We start from the raw sequence: 18,366 nt of genomic DNA on the forward strand, positions 1-18,366 counted from the left end.
GCACTCCTTTCGCGCAGCCACCGAACCGATGACCGCCCAATCCGACTCCCTTGTCCGTTTCCTGCTCCCCGATGCCGGCGTCCGCGGCGTGCACGTGCACCTTGATGACACCTGGCGGGAGATCCTGTCGCACGCGGTCTATCCGCCCGGCGCCGCTGAACTGCTCGGCGAGGCCAGCGTGGCCTCGGCGCTGTTCACCGGCCACACCAAGGTCGATGGCCGCCTGTCGATCCAGCTGCGCAGCAACACCGCGATGCGCACCCTGTTCGCCGAGTGCACCGCGGCCGGCACGCTGCGCGGCATCGTCCAGCTGGCCGACGGCGGCGGCGACGCGCCGCGCGACCTGACCGCGCTGGGCGAGGATGCGCTGCTGGCGATCACCATCGAAAACCCCGGCTTGGACCCGCGCGAACCGCAGCGCTACCAGAGCCTGGTCGGTCTGACCGCAGCCGGTCTGGACGAAGCCTTCGAAGATTATTTCCGCCAGTCCGAACAGCTGCCCACCCGCCTGCTGCTGGCCGCCGACGGCACCCGCGCCGCAGGCCTGCTGCTGCAGAAGCTGCCGGGCGATGAAGGCGATCAGGACGGCTGGTCGCGTGCCAGCGCGCTGTTCGAGACCCTGGGCAAGCAGGAACTGCTGGAGGTGCCGGGCCATGACCTGCTGCACCGCCTGTTCCATGAAGAGACGCCGGAACTGCTCGGCGACAAGGCCCTGCGCTTTGCCTGTTCGTGCTCGCGCGAGCGGGTCGAAGGCATGCTGCAGTCCATTGGCGAAGAGGAGGCCCGGGCCGCCGCCGAGCCTACGGGCGCGGTCGAAGTGCGTTGCGAATTCTGCGGGCAGGAGTATCACTTTCCCTTGACGGAATTCGACATACTGTTCCGCGAGATGGACGTATCTTCGCCGGCACCTGAACGGCTTCAGTAATTTTGCTACGAGTTTTGTTCTGGGGAGAACCAAGACTTGTTAAGAAATCATAAACGCCCTAGGATCAATCTCCCGCTTCGGCGGGAACTTGTGTTCACCGCGCTTGTCTGAGAGTTCCCATGCATTCCCTTCTGCGTCTACCGCTGGCCCTGATGATCGCCCTAGGCGCGATCTCGGGCGCGCATGCGCAGGCCAAGGGCAAGCAGGACGGCACCGTGCTGCCGGTCTGGAACAAGGGCAGCGGCAAGGTCGAGGCGCTGCTCTACCTGGAGCCGACCGGCGAACAGGCCGTTGGTGCCCGTTGGCACTTCGGGCGCAGCTCGCTGGATGCGGCCTTCGGCCTGTCCTCGGGTGACTCTCTGGGGCTGCTGTGCAACAGCAGCCGCGGCACCAGCATCAGCGGATTGGCCAGTCACTGCATGCTGGCGACGCTGGGCGATGAGGAGGACAACACGCTCAGCCGCCGCGTCAGTGGGACCGCCGCGTTCAACCGCCCCGGTGGCCGCGTGGGCATCACCGCCGGCAGCGGCCGCGACACTTTACCCGCCTGGCTGGCTGGCCCCAACAAATCCCCATCGCTGCGCGCCGAACAGAACGATCTGACTGTTTTCGGGCAGAAGAACATCGGCCGTGAGGGCTTCGTCTCGATCGGTGGCACCTACGCCAAAGCGCGACTGGTCCCCATCGCGGATGCCTCACCGGCGATCGTCGACCGCTGGGACAGCAAAAGCCTCACCATCGGCGCCGGCTATGGCAACTTCAGCGGCAACATCATTGGCCGTGTGGTCGATGTACCCGGCCAGCCCGGGAAGTGGGAAGGCCTGGGCGTCGGCCTGACCTGGCGCACCCCGTGGAGCGGCCAGCTCACCGTCGGTGCCGAAAACGTGGTCACCCGTGGCAAGAATCCGTTCGCCCCGCGCAACGAGAGCACCGACGAAGGCACCGTGCCCTACGTGCGGTACGAGCAGGATCTCTGACCTGTCTTTGCGACGACCCGTCAATACACGTGATCCAAAGGGCGCCTCCATGAGGCGCCCTTTTTCATTTGGGCTGCCTGTCAAGGGCGCGCACGGCCCATTCAGGGTGAATTTTTTTTAACAAAAATCTTAACAAATGAGACTGTTTAGGCTGTAGATATCGCTTAAAGCCTTACACCGCAAAGGCTTTGCCGAATTTCACCTAAATCACATGGAACATTAACGGCTCTTTAATTTTTAGTTGCACGTGGTTACTATCGAGTCAGCTTCACGGATTGGGAACGCCTTTCGTCCCCGCGCTGAAGCCCATCCCAACACGTTGCACCCAAGTCAACTTGGAGAGAGAGCCCAATGAACCGCAACAGCAACAAACTGCGCGACGCCGTCGTCCTCGCGCTGATCGCCAGCGCTGCCGGCACCGGCAGCGCCGTCGCTCAGGAAACCACTGGCACCACCAACCTGGACCGTATCTCGGTCACCGGTTCGCGCATCCGCCAGGTTGACGTGGAAACCGCCCAGCCGGTCCTGACCATCACCCGCGCAGACATCCAGAACCAGGGCTTCAGCTCGGTCGCGGACATCCTGCAGAACATCTCTGCCGCGGGCAGCCCGTCGTTCAGCCGCGCCTCGCCGCTGACCTCCAACCAGGAAGCCGGTGGTTCGTACATCGATCTGCGCAACCTGGGCCCGCAGCGTACGCTGGTGCTGGTCAACGGCAAGCGTCTGGGCATTTCGCCGGACGGCTTCCAGGACGTCTCGACCATCCCGACCGTCATCGTTGAGCGCATCGACGTCCTGAAGGACGGCGCCTCGTCGATCTACGGCTCCGATGCCATGGCCGGCGTGATCAACATCATCACCCGCAAGAACTTCGACGGTGCTGAAGCCAACTTCTACACCGGCCAGTACAGCCAGGGCGACGGCAAGAAGGAAACCGCTGATTTCATGGTCGGCTTCTCCGGCGATCGCGGTTCGGTCACCGTCGGTGCCGAGTACCACAAGGAAGAGGGCGTCTGGGCGAAGGATCGTCCGTTCAGCCTGGACACCTACCCGGGCGTCGGTGACGGTGGCGCTTACTCCGTCGTCGGCCAGTGGGGTAACTGGCGTCGCGGCACCACCGGCGCTTGGCAGGCACCGAACCGTGGCGGCACCGCCCTGGGCGCGAGCCAGTTCCATGACCAGAACGCCGATGACCGCAGCCGTTCGACGGAGCAGATGCACCTGCTGACGCCGCTGGAGCGCCGTTCGCTGTACGTCAACACCAACTACGACATCACCGACAACGTCCGCTTCACCAGCGACCTGTCCTACACCAAGCGTGAGTCGAACCGTCAGATCGCAGGCTACCCGCTGCAGTCGCAGGCCGCCGGCGTGAACACCCCGATGTCGGCGCTGAGCGCCTTCAACCCGACCGGTGGCGCTTCGGCCGTCAACTGGCGCCGTCGTGGTTGGGAAGTGCCGCGTACCACCGATACCGACATGACGACCTGGCGCTTCACCGCGTCGCTGGAAGGCGCGTTCGAGATTGGTGACCGGTACTTCAACTGGGATGCCGGCTACCTGTACAACGAAAACAACGTCAACATCACCAACAACGGCAACTTCTACATCCCGGCCGTGCGCAATGCGGTGGGCCCGTCGCGCGTCAATGCGCAGGGGCAGCTGGAGTGCTACACGCCCGCAACGGGCACCTCGCCCGCCGCGGCGATCCCGGGCTGCGTGCCGTGGAATCCCTTCGCGGGCTTCGGCACCGGCGCGGTTGCCAATTCGCTGGCGGATCCGAACGTTCAAAAGTACCTCTACCGTGAGGAACATGCGACCGGCAAGACCACCACGAACAACTACTTCGCCAACCTGTCGGGTACCATCGTCCCGCTGCCGGCCGGCGACCTGGGCTTCGCGGTCGGCTACGAGTACCGCAAGGAGGATGGCAACTTCCGTCCGGATGCCATCGCCCAGTCGGGCGACTCGACCAACCTGGCCTCGGGCCCGACCCAAGGCTCCTACGCGGTCGACGAGTTCTACCTGGAACTGAACATCCCGATCCTGGCCGACCTTGCCTTCGCCAAGGAACTGACGCTGGACGTGGCTACCCGCTACTCCGACTTCAACACCTTCGGTGACACGGTCAACAACAAGTTCGGCCTGAAGTGGCGTCCGATCGACGACCTGCTGGTCCGGGCCACCTATGCCGAGGGCTTCCGCGCCCCGACCATCGGTGACCTCTACGGCGGCGGTTCGCAGACCTTCGTGACCAGCTTCGTCGATCCGTGCGACAGCGTCTATGGCAGCGTCGGCGGCAGCCCGCAGTGCTTGGCCGCCGTCGGCCCGGGTTACCGTCAGCTGCAGCAGGGCTTCATCCCGACCGTCGGCTCGGCAGCACAGAGCCCGGTGCCGTTCGTTTCGGGCTCCAACCCGCTGCTGACCCCGGAAAGTTCGGAGTCCAAGACCGTCGGTTTCGTATACAGCCCGAGCTACGTCAGTGGCCTGAGCGTGGGCGTCGACTGGTGGAACATCCGCATCGACAACACCATCGTCTCGGACAGCGCCAACACGATCCTGCGCGACTGCTATGTCAACCAGGTCACCTCGCGTTGCGCACTGTTCCAGCGTGATCCGTCGCTGGGCAACATCGTCGGCACCCTGGTCTACGGCAACCGTAATGCCGGCTATACCGAAACCGAAGGTTTCGATATCGACGTCAACTATGCTCTGGACACCGACTACGGTCGCGTCAGCGCCAAGTGGGCCACCACCTACGTCAGCAAGTACGAGACGAAGACCACCAACGAAGCTGACACCGTGCCGAATCAGGCCAACGGCTACGGCAGCACCTTCCGGATCCGCTCCAACTTCAACCTGGGCTGGAGCCTGAATGACTGGTCGGTGAACTGGGGCCTGCGCTACTTCTCCGGCACCAAGGAACCGTGCTACTTCGATGATCGCTGCAACCTGCCGGACTTCTCGGCACCGGAAACGCAGGGCAACATCGATCCGCAGAACCGTACCGGCGCAGTGACCTTCCACGACCTGCAGGTGTCCTACGCAGCTCCGTGGAACGCCAGCATCTCCGTCGGCGCCAACAACGTGTTCAACAAGGTCGGCCCGGCAATGTATGCGCAGCCGAATTCCAGCTTCTCCTACTACGGCGGCTTCGACATCGGTCGCTTCGTCTACCTGAAGTACAACCAGAAGTTCTGATCGATCCACTGATCAACAACGTCTGATGCAACGGCCCCGAAAGGGGCCGTTGTTTTTTGTGCTGGTGCGCGTGGCCAGCAAACGGCACGCATGCAAAAGGCCGCGTTTCCGCGGCCTTCTGCATGCCTGTCACGGGCCGGTCAACCGAGCGGAATCAACGTCTCGATCACGTGCTCCACATAGGCCTCGAAATCTTCGCGGGCCTGCTTGGGCTGCTGCAGCTGCAGCGACAGCTGGAGGAAGCCGACATAGGCCGCATAGGCCAGTCGCGCGCGGTGTTGCGCATCCGTCCGGCTCAGCCCCGCCTGGCGGAACGAGGCGACCAGATACTCCAGGCGACGATGCGAGACCCGGTCGATGACCGGACGCACCATCGGGTGGTCCAGCGCCTTGAGCAGTTCGCTGTAGATGATGTGCGGCTGCACTTCATGCGCCACCACCTGGAACAGCTGGCGCAGGCGCACGCGCGGATCGGTCACGTCGGCCAGGCTGCCGAACACCTGCTCCTGTTCGAACAGCTCCCAGCGCTCCAGCGCGGCCTGCAGCAACGCATCGCGCGAGGGGAAGTGCCAGTAGAAGCTGCCTTTGGTGACACCCAGGCGCCGCGCCAGCGGTTCCACCGCGACCGCGCCCACGCCTTGTTCGGCAATCAGATCCAGTGCGGCCTGGGCCCAGTCTTCAGCACTGAGGCGGCTGTTGCGGCCGGCACGTGGCTCGCCGGCGGAAGCTTCGGGTTCATTCATAGGTGGATTTAACCATACGCCGGGGTTGGTTGCAGTACGTCAATGTGCTCATGGGGGCCTGGAGCCTCGCCGCACAAGGGATGTGCCCACCATACCCCCAAGTATTGACATCGCACAGGGCAGGTCCATACTAGCGAGTATGGTCACTCCTTCTTCTACTCTGCCCCGTTTTGACGATGAGCGACTGACCGGCGCGCACAACGCCGTGCTGGCCGCCACCCGGTCGGGCCCGGGGCGTCGCGGCACCGTGCTGTTCGCCCACGGCTTCGGCCAGACCCGGCATGCCTGGCAGGCCACCGCCTCCGCGCTGGTCGGCGCCGGTTACCAGACCCTGTCCTACGACGCACGCGGCCATGGCGATTCAGACTGGAATCCGGCCGAACGCCCCTACCACGGCGAACAGTTCGCCGATGATCTGATCGTGCTGGCCGGCGAGCAGGCGCAGCCGCCGATCCTGATCGCCGCCTCGATGGGCGGCCTGTTCGGCCTGCTCGCCGAGTCGCGCTGGCCGGGCCTGTTCTCGGCGATGGTGCTGGTGGACATCACCCCGCGCTGGGATACCGCCGGCGTCGAAAAGATCCTGATGTTCATGACCGCGCACCCGGACGGCTTCGCCTCGCTGTCGCAGGCGGCCGATGTGATCTCCGCCTACGTGCCGCACCGCCCGCGCAAGTCGGACGATTCCCTGCGCGCGTTGCTGCGCGAGGACGGTCACGGCCGCTGGCGCTGGCATTGGGACCCGCGTCTGGTCGCCGAGCTGGCCCGTGACAGTGAACACCACCAGGACGCGCTCGCCGAGGCGGCGCGCCAGGTGAAATGTCCCTTGCTGCTGGTGAGCGGCGGCCGCAGCACCCTGGTCACCCCGCAGACGGTGGCCGAGTTCCTTGCGTTGGTGCCACATGCACGCCACGTGCAGCTGCCGGAGGCCACGCATATGGTCGCCGGTGATGACAACAACGCCTTTACCGCTACTGTGTTGGACTATCTGGACGTATTGCCCTCGGCCTCCGCCGTCGCATCGTCCGCCATTACCGAGCACGTCACCGGAGCACGCTCATGAGCATTGTCGTTCCCTTCCTCGTCGTCCTGTTGGCAGGTGCGTTCGTCGCCTACCACCGGATGCGCCTGATCACCTGGACGATCATCAGCCTCGTGCTGCTGGCCGCCTGCTGGTTCATCCCGTACGTCAACCAGACCGCCACGATCGTGGCTGCGGCCATCGTCGCCGTCATCGCCGTGCCGCTGCTGCTGCCCTTCATCCGCAAGCCGCTGCTGACCGCGCCGATGATGAAGGTGTTCCGCAAGGTGCTGCCGCCGCTGTCGCAGACCGAGCGCATCGCGCTGGAAACCGGCTCGGTCGGTTTCGAAGGCGAGCTGTTCACCGGCGATCCGGACTGGAACATCCTGCTGAACTACCCCAAGCCGCAGCTCACTGCGGAGGAACAGGCGTTCCTGGACGGCCCGGTCGAAGAGCTCTGCAAAATGGTCAACGACTGGGAAATCACCCACGTCTACGCCGACCTGCCGCCAGAGCTGTGGAGCTTCATCAAGAAGAACAAGTTCTTCGGCATGATCATTCCGAAGGAATACGGCGGCCTGGGCTTCAGCGCGCTGGCCCACCACAAGGTGATCCAGAAGCTGGCCTCGGTGTCGAGCGTGGTCAGCTCCACCGTCGGCGTGCCCAACTCGCTGGGCCCGGGTGAACTGCTCAACCATTACGGCACCCAGGAACAGAAAGACCAGTACCTGCCGCGCCTGGCCGATGGCCGTGAAGTGCCCTGCTTCGGCCTGACCGGTCCGTTCGCCGGCTCGGACGCCACCTCGATTCCCGATTACGGCATCGTCTGCAAGGGCGAGTGGAACGGCGAGCAGGTGCTCGGCGTCAAGCTCACCTTCGACAAGCGTTACATCACCCTGGCGCCGGTAGCCACGCTGATCGGCCTGGCCTTCCGCATGTACGACCCGGATGGCCTGATCGGCACCACCCGCGACATCGGCATCACCCTGGCGCTGCTGCCGCGTGACACCGCCGGCGTGGAAATCGGCCGCCGCCACTTCCCGCTCAACTCGACCTTCCAGAACGGCCCGATCCGCGGCAAGGATGTGTTCATCCCGCTGACCCAGCTGATCGGCGGCGCCGAGAAGGCCGGCAAGGGCTGGAACATGCTCAACGAGTGTCTGGCCGTGGGCCGCTCGATCACCCTGCCCTCCACCGCCAGTGGCGGTGCCAAGGCCGGCGCCGTGGTGACCGGTGCCTACGCGCGCATCCGCAAGCAGTTCGGCCTGTCGGTCGGCCGCTTCGAGGGCGTGGAAGAAGCGCTGGCCCGCATCGGTGGCAAGGCCTACGCGATCAGCGCGCTGTGCCAGGCAACGGCCGCTGCGGTGGACCGCGGCGACGTGCCGTCGGTGCCGTCGGCCATCGCCAAGTACCACTGCACCACCATGAGCCGTGAAGTGATCTCGGACGTGATGGATGTGATCGGCGGCAAGGGCATCATCCTGGGGCCGCGCAACTTCGCCGGCCGCAGTTGGCAGGCCGCGCCGATCGCGATCACGGTCGAGGGTGCCAACATCATGACCCGCAGCCTGCTGATCTTCGGCCAGGGTGCGATCCTGTGCCACCCGTGGGTGTTGAAGGAAATGAAGGCCGCGCAGGATCCGGACACCCGTGCCGGGCTGCAGGAATTCGACCGCAGCCTGTTCGGCCACATCCGCTACGGCATCTCCAACGCCGTGCGTTCGTTCTGGTTCGGCCTGACCGGTGCCCGTTTCGGTGCCGCCCCGGGCGATGCCTACACCCGCCGCTACTTCCGGAAGCTGGACCGTTACTCGGCCAACCTGGCGCTGATGGCCGACATCTCGATGATGACGCTGGGCGGCAAGCTGAAGTTCAAGGAATCGCTGTCCGGCCGCCTGGGCGATGTGCTGAGCCACATCTACATGACCAGCGCCATGCTCAAGCGTTACCACGACGAAGGCGCCCCGGCCGCCGACCAGCCGTTGCTGGCCTGGGCCTTCCATGACAGCGTGCACAAGATCGAAGAGTCGCTGTCGGCCGCGCTGCGCAACTTCCCGGTGCGTCCGATCGGCTGGCTGATGTGGGCGCTGATCTTCCCGTTCGGCCGCCGTGCCGAGGCCCCGGGCGACCGCCTGGGCCACCGCGTGGCCGCACTGCTGATGGCACCCAACGAAGCCCGCGACCGTCTGGCCAATGGCGTGTTCCTGACCCCGTGCGAGAACAACCCGGGTGGCCGCATCAACAGCTACCTGTCCAAGGCGATCATGGCCGAGCCGGTGGAGCGCAAGTTCATCAAGGCACTCAAGACCAAGGGCATCGAAGCGCTGGACTTCGTTACCCAGCTGGACGAAGCCGTGGCCGAAGGCGTGATCACCCAGGACGAGCGCACCCTGCTCGAAGAGCTGCGCACGCTCACCCTGGAAACGATCACCGTGGACGACTTCGATCCGGAGGAACTGCGCTCGGCGGGCTACTACAAGCGCCAGCAGAAGGACGCGCAGTCGCAGGCCGCGTGATCACGGCCACCATGTAAACGACAACGGCGGACTTCGGTCCGCCGTTTCTTTAGGGAGACCCCCGATGTCCGCTCCACTGCTCACGCTCTACCGCCGCATACAGCGCTGGCCTGCCGGCACCTGGCTGTTCTCGCGCGCGGTGTGCGTCAAGGCGCCCTACTTCGCCAGCATCGCCCCGCGCATCACCCTGCTCGAGCCGGGCCGCTGCGAAGGCCGCATCGCGCACCGGCGCAAGGTCACCAACCACATCGGCACGGTGCACGCGATCGCGCTGTGCAACCTGGCCGAACTCACCGCCGGGCTGATGGTGGATGCCTCGCTGCCCAAGGGCATGCGCTGGATCCCGAAGGGCATGGAGGTGCAGTACCTGGCCAAGGCGACCGGCACGCAGCATGCCGTGGCCACGCCGGAGCAGCCGATCGTGGCGGCCGAGACCGGCTACGCGCTGCCGGTGAAGGTGCAGGTGCGCGATGACGCCGGCACGGCCGTGTTCGAGGCGCGGATCGCCATGTGGGTGTCGCCGGTCAAACGTTGATCGTTGGCGCAGCCACCCATGGGTGGCTCTACATCCAATCCGTCTGTCGCAGGGTAGCGCCACGCCATGCGTGGCTGGCGCCTGTCAGGCCGGCACCATCCACCACGCGGCCACAGCCAGGATCGCCGGCACAGCCTGGATGAAGAAGATCCGCTTGTTCACGCTGTACGCGCCATAGCAGCCGGCCACGATCACGCAGCCCAGCATGAAGTTGACCAGCATCGGCAGGTGATCGAACAGGCCCCAGAACAGGCCGGCGGCAAGGAAGCCGTTGTACAGCCCTTGATTGGCCGCCAGCACCCGCGTGGCCTGCGCCTTTTCCGGCGTATTGCGGAAGGTCTTCAGGCCCAGCGGCTTGGTCCACAGGAACATTTCCAGGACCAGGAAATACACGTGCAGCAGGGCGACCAGCAGGGTCAACGACAGCGCGATCCAATACATGGGCTCAGGTTCCTGGAAGACTGCAGAGAGCTTACTCCGGGCGCTCGCCCGGCAGCTTCTTTTCCTCGCGCAGAAGGCCCAATGCTGCGACGGTCATCGCCCCGGCCACGACCAGCCCACCGACGAACACAATGTGCGAACCGAACAGGGACAGCCCCTTGTGCACCCAGGCGAAGGTCAGGTCCGCACCGCGGTAGACCACGGTGTCGATCGCCGCGCCGGCCTTGTAGCGCCACTGGCGGTCCACACGGGTATAGATGGTCTCGCGCGCCGGCTTGGCCAGTGAGAACTCGCTGGCGCGGGTCATCACCTGCACCATCGCCACCATCAGCGGCAGCGGCGAGGCCGCCAGGATCGAGAAGCCGATGATGATCGCCACGCCGGGAATCAACAGCGCCGGGGCGATCCCATACCGCGACAGCAGCCAGCGCGTGAATCCGAGCTGCACGATCAGGGTCAGGGTGTTCACCGCCAGGTCCACGCGCGAGAAAAACGCCGTGCTGGCCGCGGCATCGGGGTACAGCCGTCGCACGATCGAGGCCTGCTCGTTGTAGAGCATCGTGCCCACGCCCACGCCGAACAGCACCATCAGTGCCAGCCAGCGCAGCATCGGCTCACGCACGATCAGCTTCAGGCCATCGAACACACTGCCGCCCATCGGCGTTTCGCCGGAGACCAGCTGCCGCTCCTGTTCGCGTTCCACCGCCCACAGGCGCAGCCGCCAGATGCAGCCCAGGCAGATCAGCAGGAAGCCGGCCGAGACCAGCATCAGGTTGGCGATGCCGACCCGCTGCACCAGCGTCGAGGTGATGATCGGCCCCAGGAAGGCGCCGATGGTGCCAGCCGCGCCGAGGTAGCCGTAATAGGCGCGCGCCTCCACGTTGGAGAACACGTCGGCCATGAAGCTCCAGAACACCGCCACCGCGAACAGGTTGAAGACGGTGATCCAGAAGAAGAACGCCATGCCCCGCCCCGGCGCGCCGGTCTCGAACATCACGTAGAAGCCGAGCAGGGTGACGATGAAAAAGCCGTACACCGCCGGCAGGAACACCCGGCGCGGGAAGCGGCTCACCAGCACGCCGTATAGCGGCTGCAGCACCAGCATGATGAAGAACACGCAGGTGAACAGGAACTGCAGCACGAAGTCCTGCAGGGCGATCCCGTGCCCGGCGAACCACTGGATCAGCGGCAGCGGAAACACGGTCTGCAGATCCGACGAGGCCGCCATCGCTTCGCGCACCGGGCGCAGCACGTAGTAGCCGCTGAGCAGGCAGAAAAAGTAGATCGAGGCCCAGATCAGCGGCGGCGAACGCCGCCAGGCGCTCAACATGCCAGTGGCCGCCGCGCCGGTTCCGGCCGCCGCAGTCATTGCACGCTCTGCGCGGACAAAGGGCGTTGCAACGGCAACATGTGGGGAACTCCGGGCATCGAAGCGCGCAAGGTAAACGATGCACCGCAACATCGCCAGCCTCCGGCACGCCCATCGGTGCAACGCTGCGTGGCTCACCACTCAGCCCCTGCCTGCCCCAACCTGTCTTATGCTCGGTGCGCACCCGGCAAGGAGCGGCATGTACGACTACATCGTCATTGGTGCCGGCTCTGCCGGCTGCGTGCTGGCCCACCGGCTCAGCGAAGACCCGGCCTGCCGGGTGCTGCTGCTGGAAGCCGGCCCGCGCGATAGCAACCCCTTCATCCACATGCCGGCCGGGTTGGCGCGGCTGGTCAACAATCGTCGCATCAACTGGAACCTGGAGACCGAGCCGGAGCCTGCCCTGGATGGCCGTCGTCTGTGGTGGCCGCGCGGCAAGGTGCTGGGCGGCTCCAGCTCGATCAATGCGATGTGCTACATCCGCGGCGTCCCCGCCGACTACGACGGCTGGGAAGCGGGTGGCGCCATCGGCTGGGGCTGGGACCAGGTGCTGCCCTGGTTCCTGCACAGCGAGCGCAACAGCCGCGGCGCCAGCGCGCTGCACGGCGCCGCAGGACCGCTGTCGGTGTCCGACCTGCGCCACCACAACCCCCTCTCGGCCGCGTTCATCGCCGCCGCGCAGGAAGCCGGCCATCCCCACAATGCAGACTTCAACGGTGACCAGCAGCTCGGCGTAGGGCTGTACCAGGTCACCCAGCGCGACGGCGCACGGTGTTCAAGTGCGGACGCCTACCTGCGCCCGGCACGCCACCGGCGCAACCTGACGGTGCTCACCGGCGCGCAGGCGACCGCGCTGAGCTTCGAGGGCACGACGGCGACCGGCGTGCACTATCGGCGTGGCGCGCACCACCTCCACGCACGCGCGGGCGCGGAGGTGATCCTCAGCGCCGGCGCGCTCCATTCCCCCCACCTGCTGATGCTCTCCGGCATCGGCGAGGCGGACACGTTGCGCTGCCACGGCATCACCCCGCGCGTGGATCTGCCCGGTGTCGGCCGCAACCTGCAGGACCACCTGGACATCTGCACCGTCGTGCACACCACACCGGGCGTCAGCTACGACCGCAGCAACGAGCTGCGCATCGCCTTCGACTACTTCCTGCGCGGCCACCGTGGTGCCGGCACCAGCAACCTGGCCGAGGCCGGCGGCTTCGCCCGCTCGTCGCTGGCCACCGATGCGCGCGCCGACATCCAGTTCCATTTCGTCCCGGCAATGCTGGACAACCACGGCCGCCACCGGCTGCCGGGCGATGGCTATACCCTGCATGCCTGCCCGCTGCACCCACGCAGCCGCGGGCAATTGCGCCTGCGTGATGCCGATGCGCGCTCGCCGCCGCGCATCCACGCCAACTACCTGGGTGACCCCGCGGGCCACGATCTGAAGAGCATGCTTGAATGCGCCCGGCTGTCGCGCGAGATCCTGCAGCAGCCTGCGTTTGACCGCTGGCGCGGCGCGCCGGTGTTCCCCCCGCACAACGCGCTGGACGAGGCGGCACTGGAAGCCTTCATCCGGGCCAAGGCCGAGACCATCTACCACCCGGTCGGGACCTGCGCGATGGGGCAGCATGCCGAGGCGGTGGTCGATCCGGGCACCCTGCGCGTGCACGGCACCGAACGGCTGCGGGTGGTGGATGCCTCGGTGATGCCGCGCCTGGTCAGCGGGAACACCAACGCCCCGACCCTGATGATCGCTGAGCGTGCCGCTCATTGGATCCGGACCGCTGCAACTGCCTGAACAGGGGTGCGCTGGACCGCCCTTACCGCCCGGGTGACGGATCCTTTGGAGATTGGCAAAACCCGCGTATTTTCAATGCGATACGCATTCATCTTCGATTCGTTTGTGCAATCACGAAAAGCGGCGCTAGAATCGGTCACAGCAGTCGCGCACGGGCACCCATACGATGAACCAGAGCAACAGGCGCCGACCGATCCGTTCGGCGGCAACCGGGTTGTTGGGCATGTTGATGCCCATCGCCATGTCTTCCACTGCACAGACACCTGCCGCTGCGCCAGCCGGGTTCCCGGTCAACATCGAGGAATCGGCGCCGAGCGCCGCCCCGCATACCCAACCTGCCGCGTACCGCACCACGCCGGCCGGCCTGAAAGTGCAGCCGCCCGCGCAGGGCTTCAACGTGGCCTCGATCGAATCGATGGCGCAGCAGCTCACCTACGGCGAGCGCGTACCCGGCATGGCCGTTGCGATCGTCCAGGGGGGCCGCGTGCTCAGCGCGCGCGGCTACGGCGTCACCGACGTCAACAACCCGCAGCAGGTCGACGCGCACACCGTGTTCCGGCTGGCCTCGTTGTCCAAGGCTTTCGCCGGCACCATGGCCGGCCTGCTGGTCAACGACGGCACGCTGCGCTGGGACAGCAAGGTCACCGACTACGTGCCCGGCTTCCAGTTGAGCACGCCCGAAGCGACCGAGCGCCTGACCGTGGCCGATCTGCTCAGCCACCGCGTCGGCCTGCCCTACAACGCCTATGACCGCGACGTCGAAGCCAACGCCGAGTACTACACGCTCACCCACAAACTGGCGGCCACCTCGCTCAAGTGCCTGCCCGGCGACTGCTACGCCTACCAGAACGTGGCCTTCAGCCTGATTGGTGATGTGGTCTACGCCGCCTCCGGCAGCTTCTACGAACAGTCCGTCGAGCGCCGTCTGTTCAAGCCGCTGGGCATGGATGACGCCAGCCTCGGCCTGGCCGGCATCCAGGCCAGCTCGCGCTGGGCACGCCCGCATGTGCGCAGCCGCAATGGCTGGGTTGCGCTCACGCCCAAGCCCACCTACTACCGCCTCGCCCCGGCCGCCGGCGTCAACGCCAGTGCCAGCGACATGGCGCAATGGCTGCTGGCACACACCGGCCATCGCCCCGACGTCCTGCCCGCCCCGTTGCTGGCCACGCTGCATGCGAGTCTGATCAGCACCCCCGGTGAAATGCGGTCCGGCTGGCGCCGCGAGCGCCTGAACTCGGCCGGCTACGCGCTTGGCTGGCGCACCTTCGATTACGCCGGCCATGAAGTGATCTTCCACGCCGGTGCCGTCCAGGGCTATCGCGGCCTGGTCGCCCTGGTGCCCGAGCGCGACCTCGGCATTGCCATCATGTGGAACGGCGAAAGCAGCCTGCCCAGCGGCCTGCTGCCCACCGTACTGGACCAGGCGATGGGCCTGCCGACCCAGCGCTGGCTGGACGTGGACACCGACTTCGGCAGCGACAACCTGATGGCCGAGGACGCCGCCCCGCAAGGCAAGCGCAAGGGCGTCTCGTCGAACCGCGCGGTCGCATCACCGCGCTGATCCCGCCCGCACGTGGCATCGCAAAAGGCGGCCGGATGGCCGCCTTTTTTGTGGTTTTTGGTATCGCACATAAAAAAACTCCTTCCCCGCTGGGCTGCCAGGGAAGGAGTCTCAGGTACGGCTATCGGGAAAAACTCAGATCAGCGGTGCCGGGGTTGCCGGCAGTGCGACCGGCGCGGCCTTCTTCTTGCGAACGGCCGGCTTGCGCTTTGCGACCTTCTTCACTGCCTTCTTCGCGGATGCCTTCTTGGCCGGAGCCTTGCGGGCAGTCGCCTTCTTGGCGGTGGCCTTCTTGGCTACCTTGCGGGTGGCCTTTTTGGCGGTCTTTTTGGCGGTCTTCTTGGCAGCCTTCTTCGGAGCGGCCTTCTTGGCTACCTTGCGGGTCGCCTTCTTGGCCGTCTTCTTTACCGCCTTTTTCGCGGTCTTCTTGGCGGCTGCCTTCTTTGCAGTCTTCTTGACGGCCTTCTTCGCCGTCTTCTTCACTGCCTTCTTCGCGGTCTTCTTGGTGGCGGCCTTCTTTGCAGTCTTCTTCACTGCCTTCTTTGCCGTCTTTTTCACTGCTGCCTTGCGAACGGTCGCCTTCTTGGCCGCCTTCTTCACCGTCTTCTTGGCAGCCGCCTTCTTGGCTACCTTCTTCACGGCCTTCTTGGCAGTCGCCTTTTTAGCGACCTTCTTGGCTGCCTTTTTGGCGGCCGGCTTTTTCTTCGCAGCTTTCTTGGTTGCCATGGGATGGCTCCTCGTCAGTGATCTATGGAGTGGAAACGCCCAGGTAAAGCAAACCCGCCGTTGCTGCGTCGCGGGGACCGCCGTCGCGTCATGCGCGTCGTGACGGATACGGAGACACCTGCCACATGCGGCCAGGCAGATATCGGATCAGGAAGGGTCTTGCGGTTCGCTGAAGGAAGCGAAGCCATCTCCACCGTCATCGGACGCGAGGTGGATGTCCAGGTTGTGCTTCGCGACTTGATGTCGATTCTGCTCACTCTGTTCGCAGGCAAGGTCTGCTGAGGCGAAACCTAATCACGCTTTTTTTCACTGTCAACAACCCCGGCGAAAAATTTTCACACCGGCGCCCTGCGGCGCCCCCCTCTCCGAACCCGTCATCGAGCCGACGAGAGCGCCATGCCAACGCCACCGCGAACACCCCACGCAATCAAACGCTGACAACGCAGAAAAGAAAAACACTTAAAAGAAGCACTTTCGTGTAGCGACATCGCAACATCGCCGTGTACCACCCTGCAACGCCACGCGCGCATCGCATGCGATCACCCCCGCCACGGGACTCCCCGTGCGCACCTTAAACAGACCGCAAAACTTTTCACATCTGCCCGCGTTTTTTTCGACCCGATTCGCGTAACTGCGCAAACTTTTGACCGCTCGGCACCGACGCGTTCGTACCTGGCATTCGCCGTTGAGCATCGTCGCAGGTCCACCGGGAAGCCTGTTCGGCATGCCATCGGCGCGTCGGCGAAGACCAGATCACCGGCGCGCATCGGCACCGAACCGATCGTCATGAGCCGGCCGTCGCGACCACCGCCCATCGCCCGTGCACTGCAATCCTCACGCACTACTAACGCGATCGGCGCGTTCTCGACGCGCGGGCAAAAAAAAACGGCCGCACCGGGCGGCCGTTCTTCAGCGGAAACGACGATCAGTGATCTTCGTTTTCCAGCAGCTCGGCGTAGTCGTCCGGACCCAACAGGTCGTTGACTTCGTCCAGGCCAGCCACTTCGACGACATAGATCCAGCCGTCGCCGTAGGCGTCTTCGTTGATGGTTTCCGGCTTGTCGCTCAGGGCCGCATTGACCTCGACCACCGTGCCGGTGATCGGGCTGTACACGTCCGAAGCGGCCTTGACCGACTCGACCACGGCCGCCTGTTCGCCGGCCTTGACCTCCTGGCCAACCTCCGGCAGTTCAACATAGACCAGGTCGCCAAGCAGGCCTTGGGCGTGGTCGGAAATACCGACGGTGACGCGGCCGCTGCCTTCAACGCGTGCCCACTCGTGGGACTTGAGGAATTTGAGGTCGCCGGGGATCTCGCTCATGGGACTGCTCCGAGGAATATCAGGGGGGTCAAGAAACGGGGGTAGTGTAACCAACCGGCGCGGACACGAACGCGTCCGCACCGGATACATCACGGCATCAGCCGTCGATCAACACGCCAGGCTGGGCCTGGCCTTCGCGCACGAACGGGAACTTCACCACGCGCACCGGAATCTGCTTGCCGCGGATATCCACGCGAACGTCCCCCAGTTCGCCGCCAGGCACGCGGGCGAACGCGATGCCCTTGCCCAGGGTCGGCGAGAAGGTGCCGGACAGGATCTCGCCCTCGCCGCTGGCGGTGAGCACGACCTGCCCGTGACGCAGCACGCCCTTCTCATCCATGACCAGGCCGATCAGCTGGCGGGCGTTGCCGGCCGCCTTCTGCGCCTCGAGCACATCGCGCCCGATGAAGTCGCGGCCTTCGTCCAGTGCCACGGTCCACGCCAGGCCGGCTTCATAAGGCGTGATCTCCTCGTCCATGTCCTGGCCGTAGAGATTCATGCCGGCTTCCAGGCGCAGCGTATCGCGCGCACCCAGGCCGGCCGGGCGCACACCCGCAGCGCTCAGGGCATTCCAGAAGGCGACCACGGCGGTCTGCGGCAGCAGGATCTCGAAACCGTCTTCACCGGTGTAGCCGGTACGCGCCACGAACAGCGCGGTGCCGTCGGCGGTGGCGGTCTCCAGGGCGGCGAAGCGGCCCAGCTTTTCCAGCGCGGCGCGGTCGCTCTCGCCCAGCAGGCCGATCACGCGCTCGCGTGCGGTGGGGCCCTGCACGGCGATGATGGCCAGCTCTTCGCGCTCGAGGACCTCCACGTTGAAGGCGGCCGCCTGCTCGCGGATCCAGGCCAGGTCCTTTTCGCGGGTGGAGGCATTGACCACCATGCGGAAGAAATCGTCAGCCATGTAATAGACGATCAGGTCGTCGATCACGCCGCCGCGGGCATTGAGCATGCACGAGTAGAGGGCCTTGCCGGTGGCCTTGAGCTTGTCCACCGAGTTGGCCAGCAGCGTGCGCAGAAACGGCTTGACCTGCTCCCCGCGCAGATCCACCACGGTCATGTGGCTGACGTCGAACATGCCGGCATCGCTGCGCACCAGGTGGTGCTCGTCCAGCTGCGAACCGTAATGAATGGGCATGTCCCAGCCACCGAAGTCGACCATCTTGGCGCCGAGTGCGCGGTGGGTATCGTTGAGAAGCGTCTTCTGGGTCATGACCGGTTCCGGGGGAAATGAAGGCAAGCCA

General features: G+C 65.3%; 14 protein-coding genes. 8 read left to right on the top strand and 6 right to left on the bottom strand.

The features are described from left to right. Positions 1 to 28: 28 nt before the first annotated feature. From BCL79_RS06670 to BCL79_RS06680, 3 genes are all read left to right on the top strand, one after another. Positions 29 to 925, top strand: a complete 897-nt coding sequence (locus tag BCL79_RS06670) for an Hsp33 family molecular chaperone HslO (protein ID WP_121038977.1) — start codon at positions 29 to 31, stop codon at positions 923 to 925. Positions 926 to 1,077: 152 nt separating this feature from the next. Beyond that, on the top strand, positions 1,078 to 1,902 hold the full coding sequence (locus BCL79_RS06675; RefSeq protein WP_183073752.1) for a hypothetical protein: 825 nt from the start codon (positions 1,078 to 1,080) through the stop codon (positions 1,900 to 1,902). A gap of 351 nt (positions 1,903 to 2,253) precedes the next feature. After that, positions 2,254 to 5,103, top strand: coding sequence for a TonB-dependent receptor (locus BCL79_RS06680; protein ID WP_121038983.1), 2,850 nt, complete (start codon positions 2,254 to 2,256; stop codon positions 5,101 to 5,103). 140 nt (positions 5,104 to 5,243) lie between these two features. Here the strand turns inward: BCL79_RS06680 and BCL79_RS06685 are convergent, their stop codons facing one another. After that, positions 5,244 to 5,846 (bottom strand): TetR/AcrR family transcriptional regulator, encoded by a 603-nt coding sequence (locus tag BCL79_RS06685; protein ID WP_019185113.1) that lies wholly within the window; start codon positions 5,844 to 5,846, stop codon positions 5,244 to 5,246. A 139-nt stretch (positions 5,847 to 5,985) separates the two neighbouring features. Between BCL79_RS06685 and BCL79_RS06690 the strand changes: the two genes are divergently transcribed. From BCL79_RS06690 to BCL79_RS06700, 3 genes are all read left to right on the top strand, one after another. Beyond that, the gene (locus BCL79_RS06690; protein ID WP_121038986.1) at positions 5,986 to 6,906 is read left to right on the top strand and encodes an alpha/beta fold hydrolase; all 921 of its coding nucleotides are present in this window, start codon (positions 5,986 to 5,988) and stop codon (positions 6,904 to 6,906) included. Beyond that, a complete protein-coding gene (locus BCL79_RS06695) occupies positions 6,903 to 9,380 on the top strand; it encodes an acyl-CoA dehydrogenase (protein ID WP_121038989.1) in 2,478 nt (825 codons plus the stop codon). Before BCL79_RS06690 ends, BCL79_RS06695 begins: the two co-directional genes overlap by 4 nt. A gap of 64 nt (positions 9,381 to 9,444) precedes the next feature. Further along, positions 9,445 to 9,915, top strand: a complete 471-nt coding sequence (locus BCL79_RS06700; RefSeq protein ID WP_121038992.1) for a hotdog fold domain-containing protein — start codon at positions 9,445 to 9,447, stop codon at positions 9,913 to 9,915. An 84-nt stretch (positions 9,916 to 9,999) separates the two neighbouring features. Here BCL79_RS06700 and BCL79_RS06705 read toward each other — a convergent pair whose 3' ends face one another. Together BCL79_RS06705 and BCL79_RS06710 are read right to left on the bottom strand one after the other, a co-directional pair. Next, on the bottom strand, positions 10,000 to 10,356 hold the full coding sequence (locus tag BCL79_RS06705; protein WP_121038995.1) for a DUF1304 domain-containing protein: 357 nt from the start codon (positions 10,354 to 10,356) through the stop codon (positions 10,000 to 10,002). A 31-nt stretch (positions 10,357 to 10,387) separates the two neighbouring features. Next, positions 10,388 to 11,725, bottom strand: coding sequence for an NTP/NDP exchange transporter (locus BCL79_RS06710; protein WP_121038998.1), 1,338 nt, complete (start codon positions 11,723 to 11,725; stop codon positions 10,388 to 10,390). 199 nt (positions 11,726 to 11,924) lie between these two features. On the opposite strand from BCL79_RS06710, the gene BCL79_RS06715 reads away from it, so the two are divergent. Beyond that, complete coding sequence (locus BCL79_RS06715; RefSeq protein ID WP_121039001.1) at positions 11,925 to 13,517, top strand: GMC family oxidoreductase; 1,593 nt, start codon at positions 11,925 to 11,927, stop codon at positions 13,515 to 13,517. A gap of 166 nt (positions 13,518 to 13,683) precedes the next feature. Beyond that, a complete protein-coding gene (locus BCL79_RS06720) occupies positions 13,684 to 15,078 on the top strand; it encodes a serine hydrolase domain-containing protein (protein ID WP_121039003.1) in 1,395 nt (464 codons plus the stop codon). A gap of 135 nt (positions 15,079 to 15,213) precedes the next feature. On the opposite strand, the gene BCL79_RS06725 is transcribed toward BCL79_RS06720, so the two are convergent. From BCL79_RS06725 to gcvT, 3 genes are all read right to left on the bottom strand, one after another. Continuing rightward, entirely contained in the window at positions 15,214 to 15,804 is a 591-nt protein-coding gene (locus BCL79_RS06725) for a histone (RefSeq protein WP_121039006.1), read from the bottom strand. A gap of 925 nt (positions 15,805 to 16,729) precedes the next feature. Continuing rightward, a complete protein-coding gene (gene gcvH / locus BCL79_RS06730) occupies positions 16,730 to 17,125 on the bottom strand; it encodes a glycine cleavage system protein GcvH (protein WP_121039009.1) in 396 nt (131 codons plus the stop codon). A gap of 97 nt (positions 17,126 to 17,222) precedes the next feature. Then, entirely contained in the window at positions 17,223 to 18,335 is a 1,113-nt protein-coding gene (gene gcvT, locus BCL79_RS06735; protein WP_121039012.1) for a glycine cleavage system aminomethyltransferase GcvT, read from the bottom strand. Positions 18,336 to 18,366 lie beyond the last annotated feature (31 nt).

Origin of the sequence: Stenotrophomonas rhizophila, from assembly GCF_003651185.1 — a bacterium.
Classification (GTDB): Bacteria; Pseudomonadota; Gammaproteobacteria; order Xanthomonadales; family Xanthomonadaceae; genus Stenotrophomonas; species Stenotrophomonas maltophilia_Z.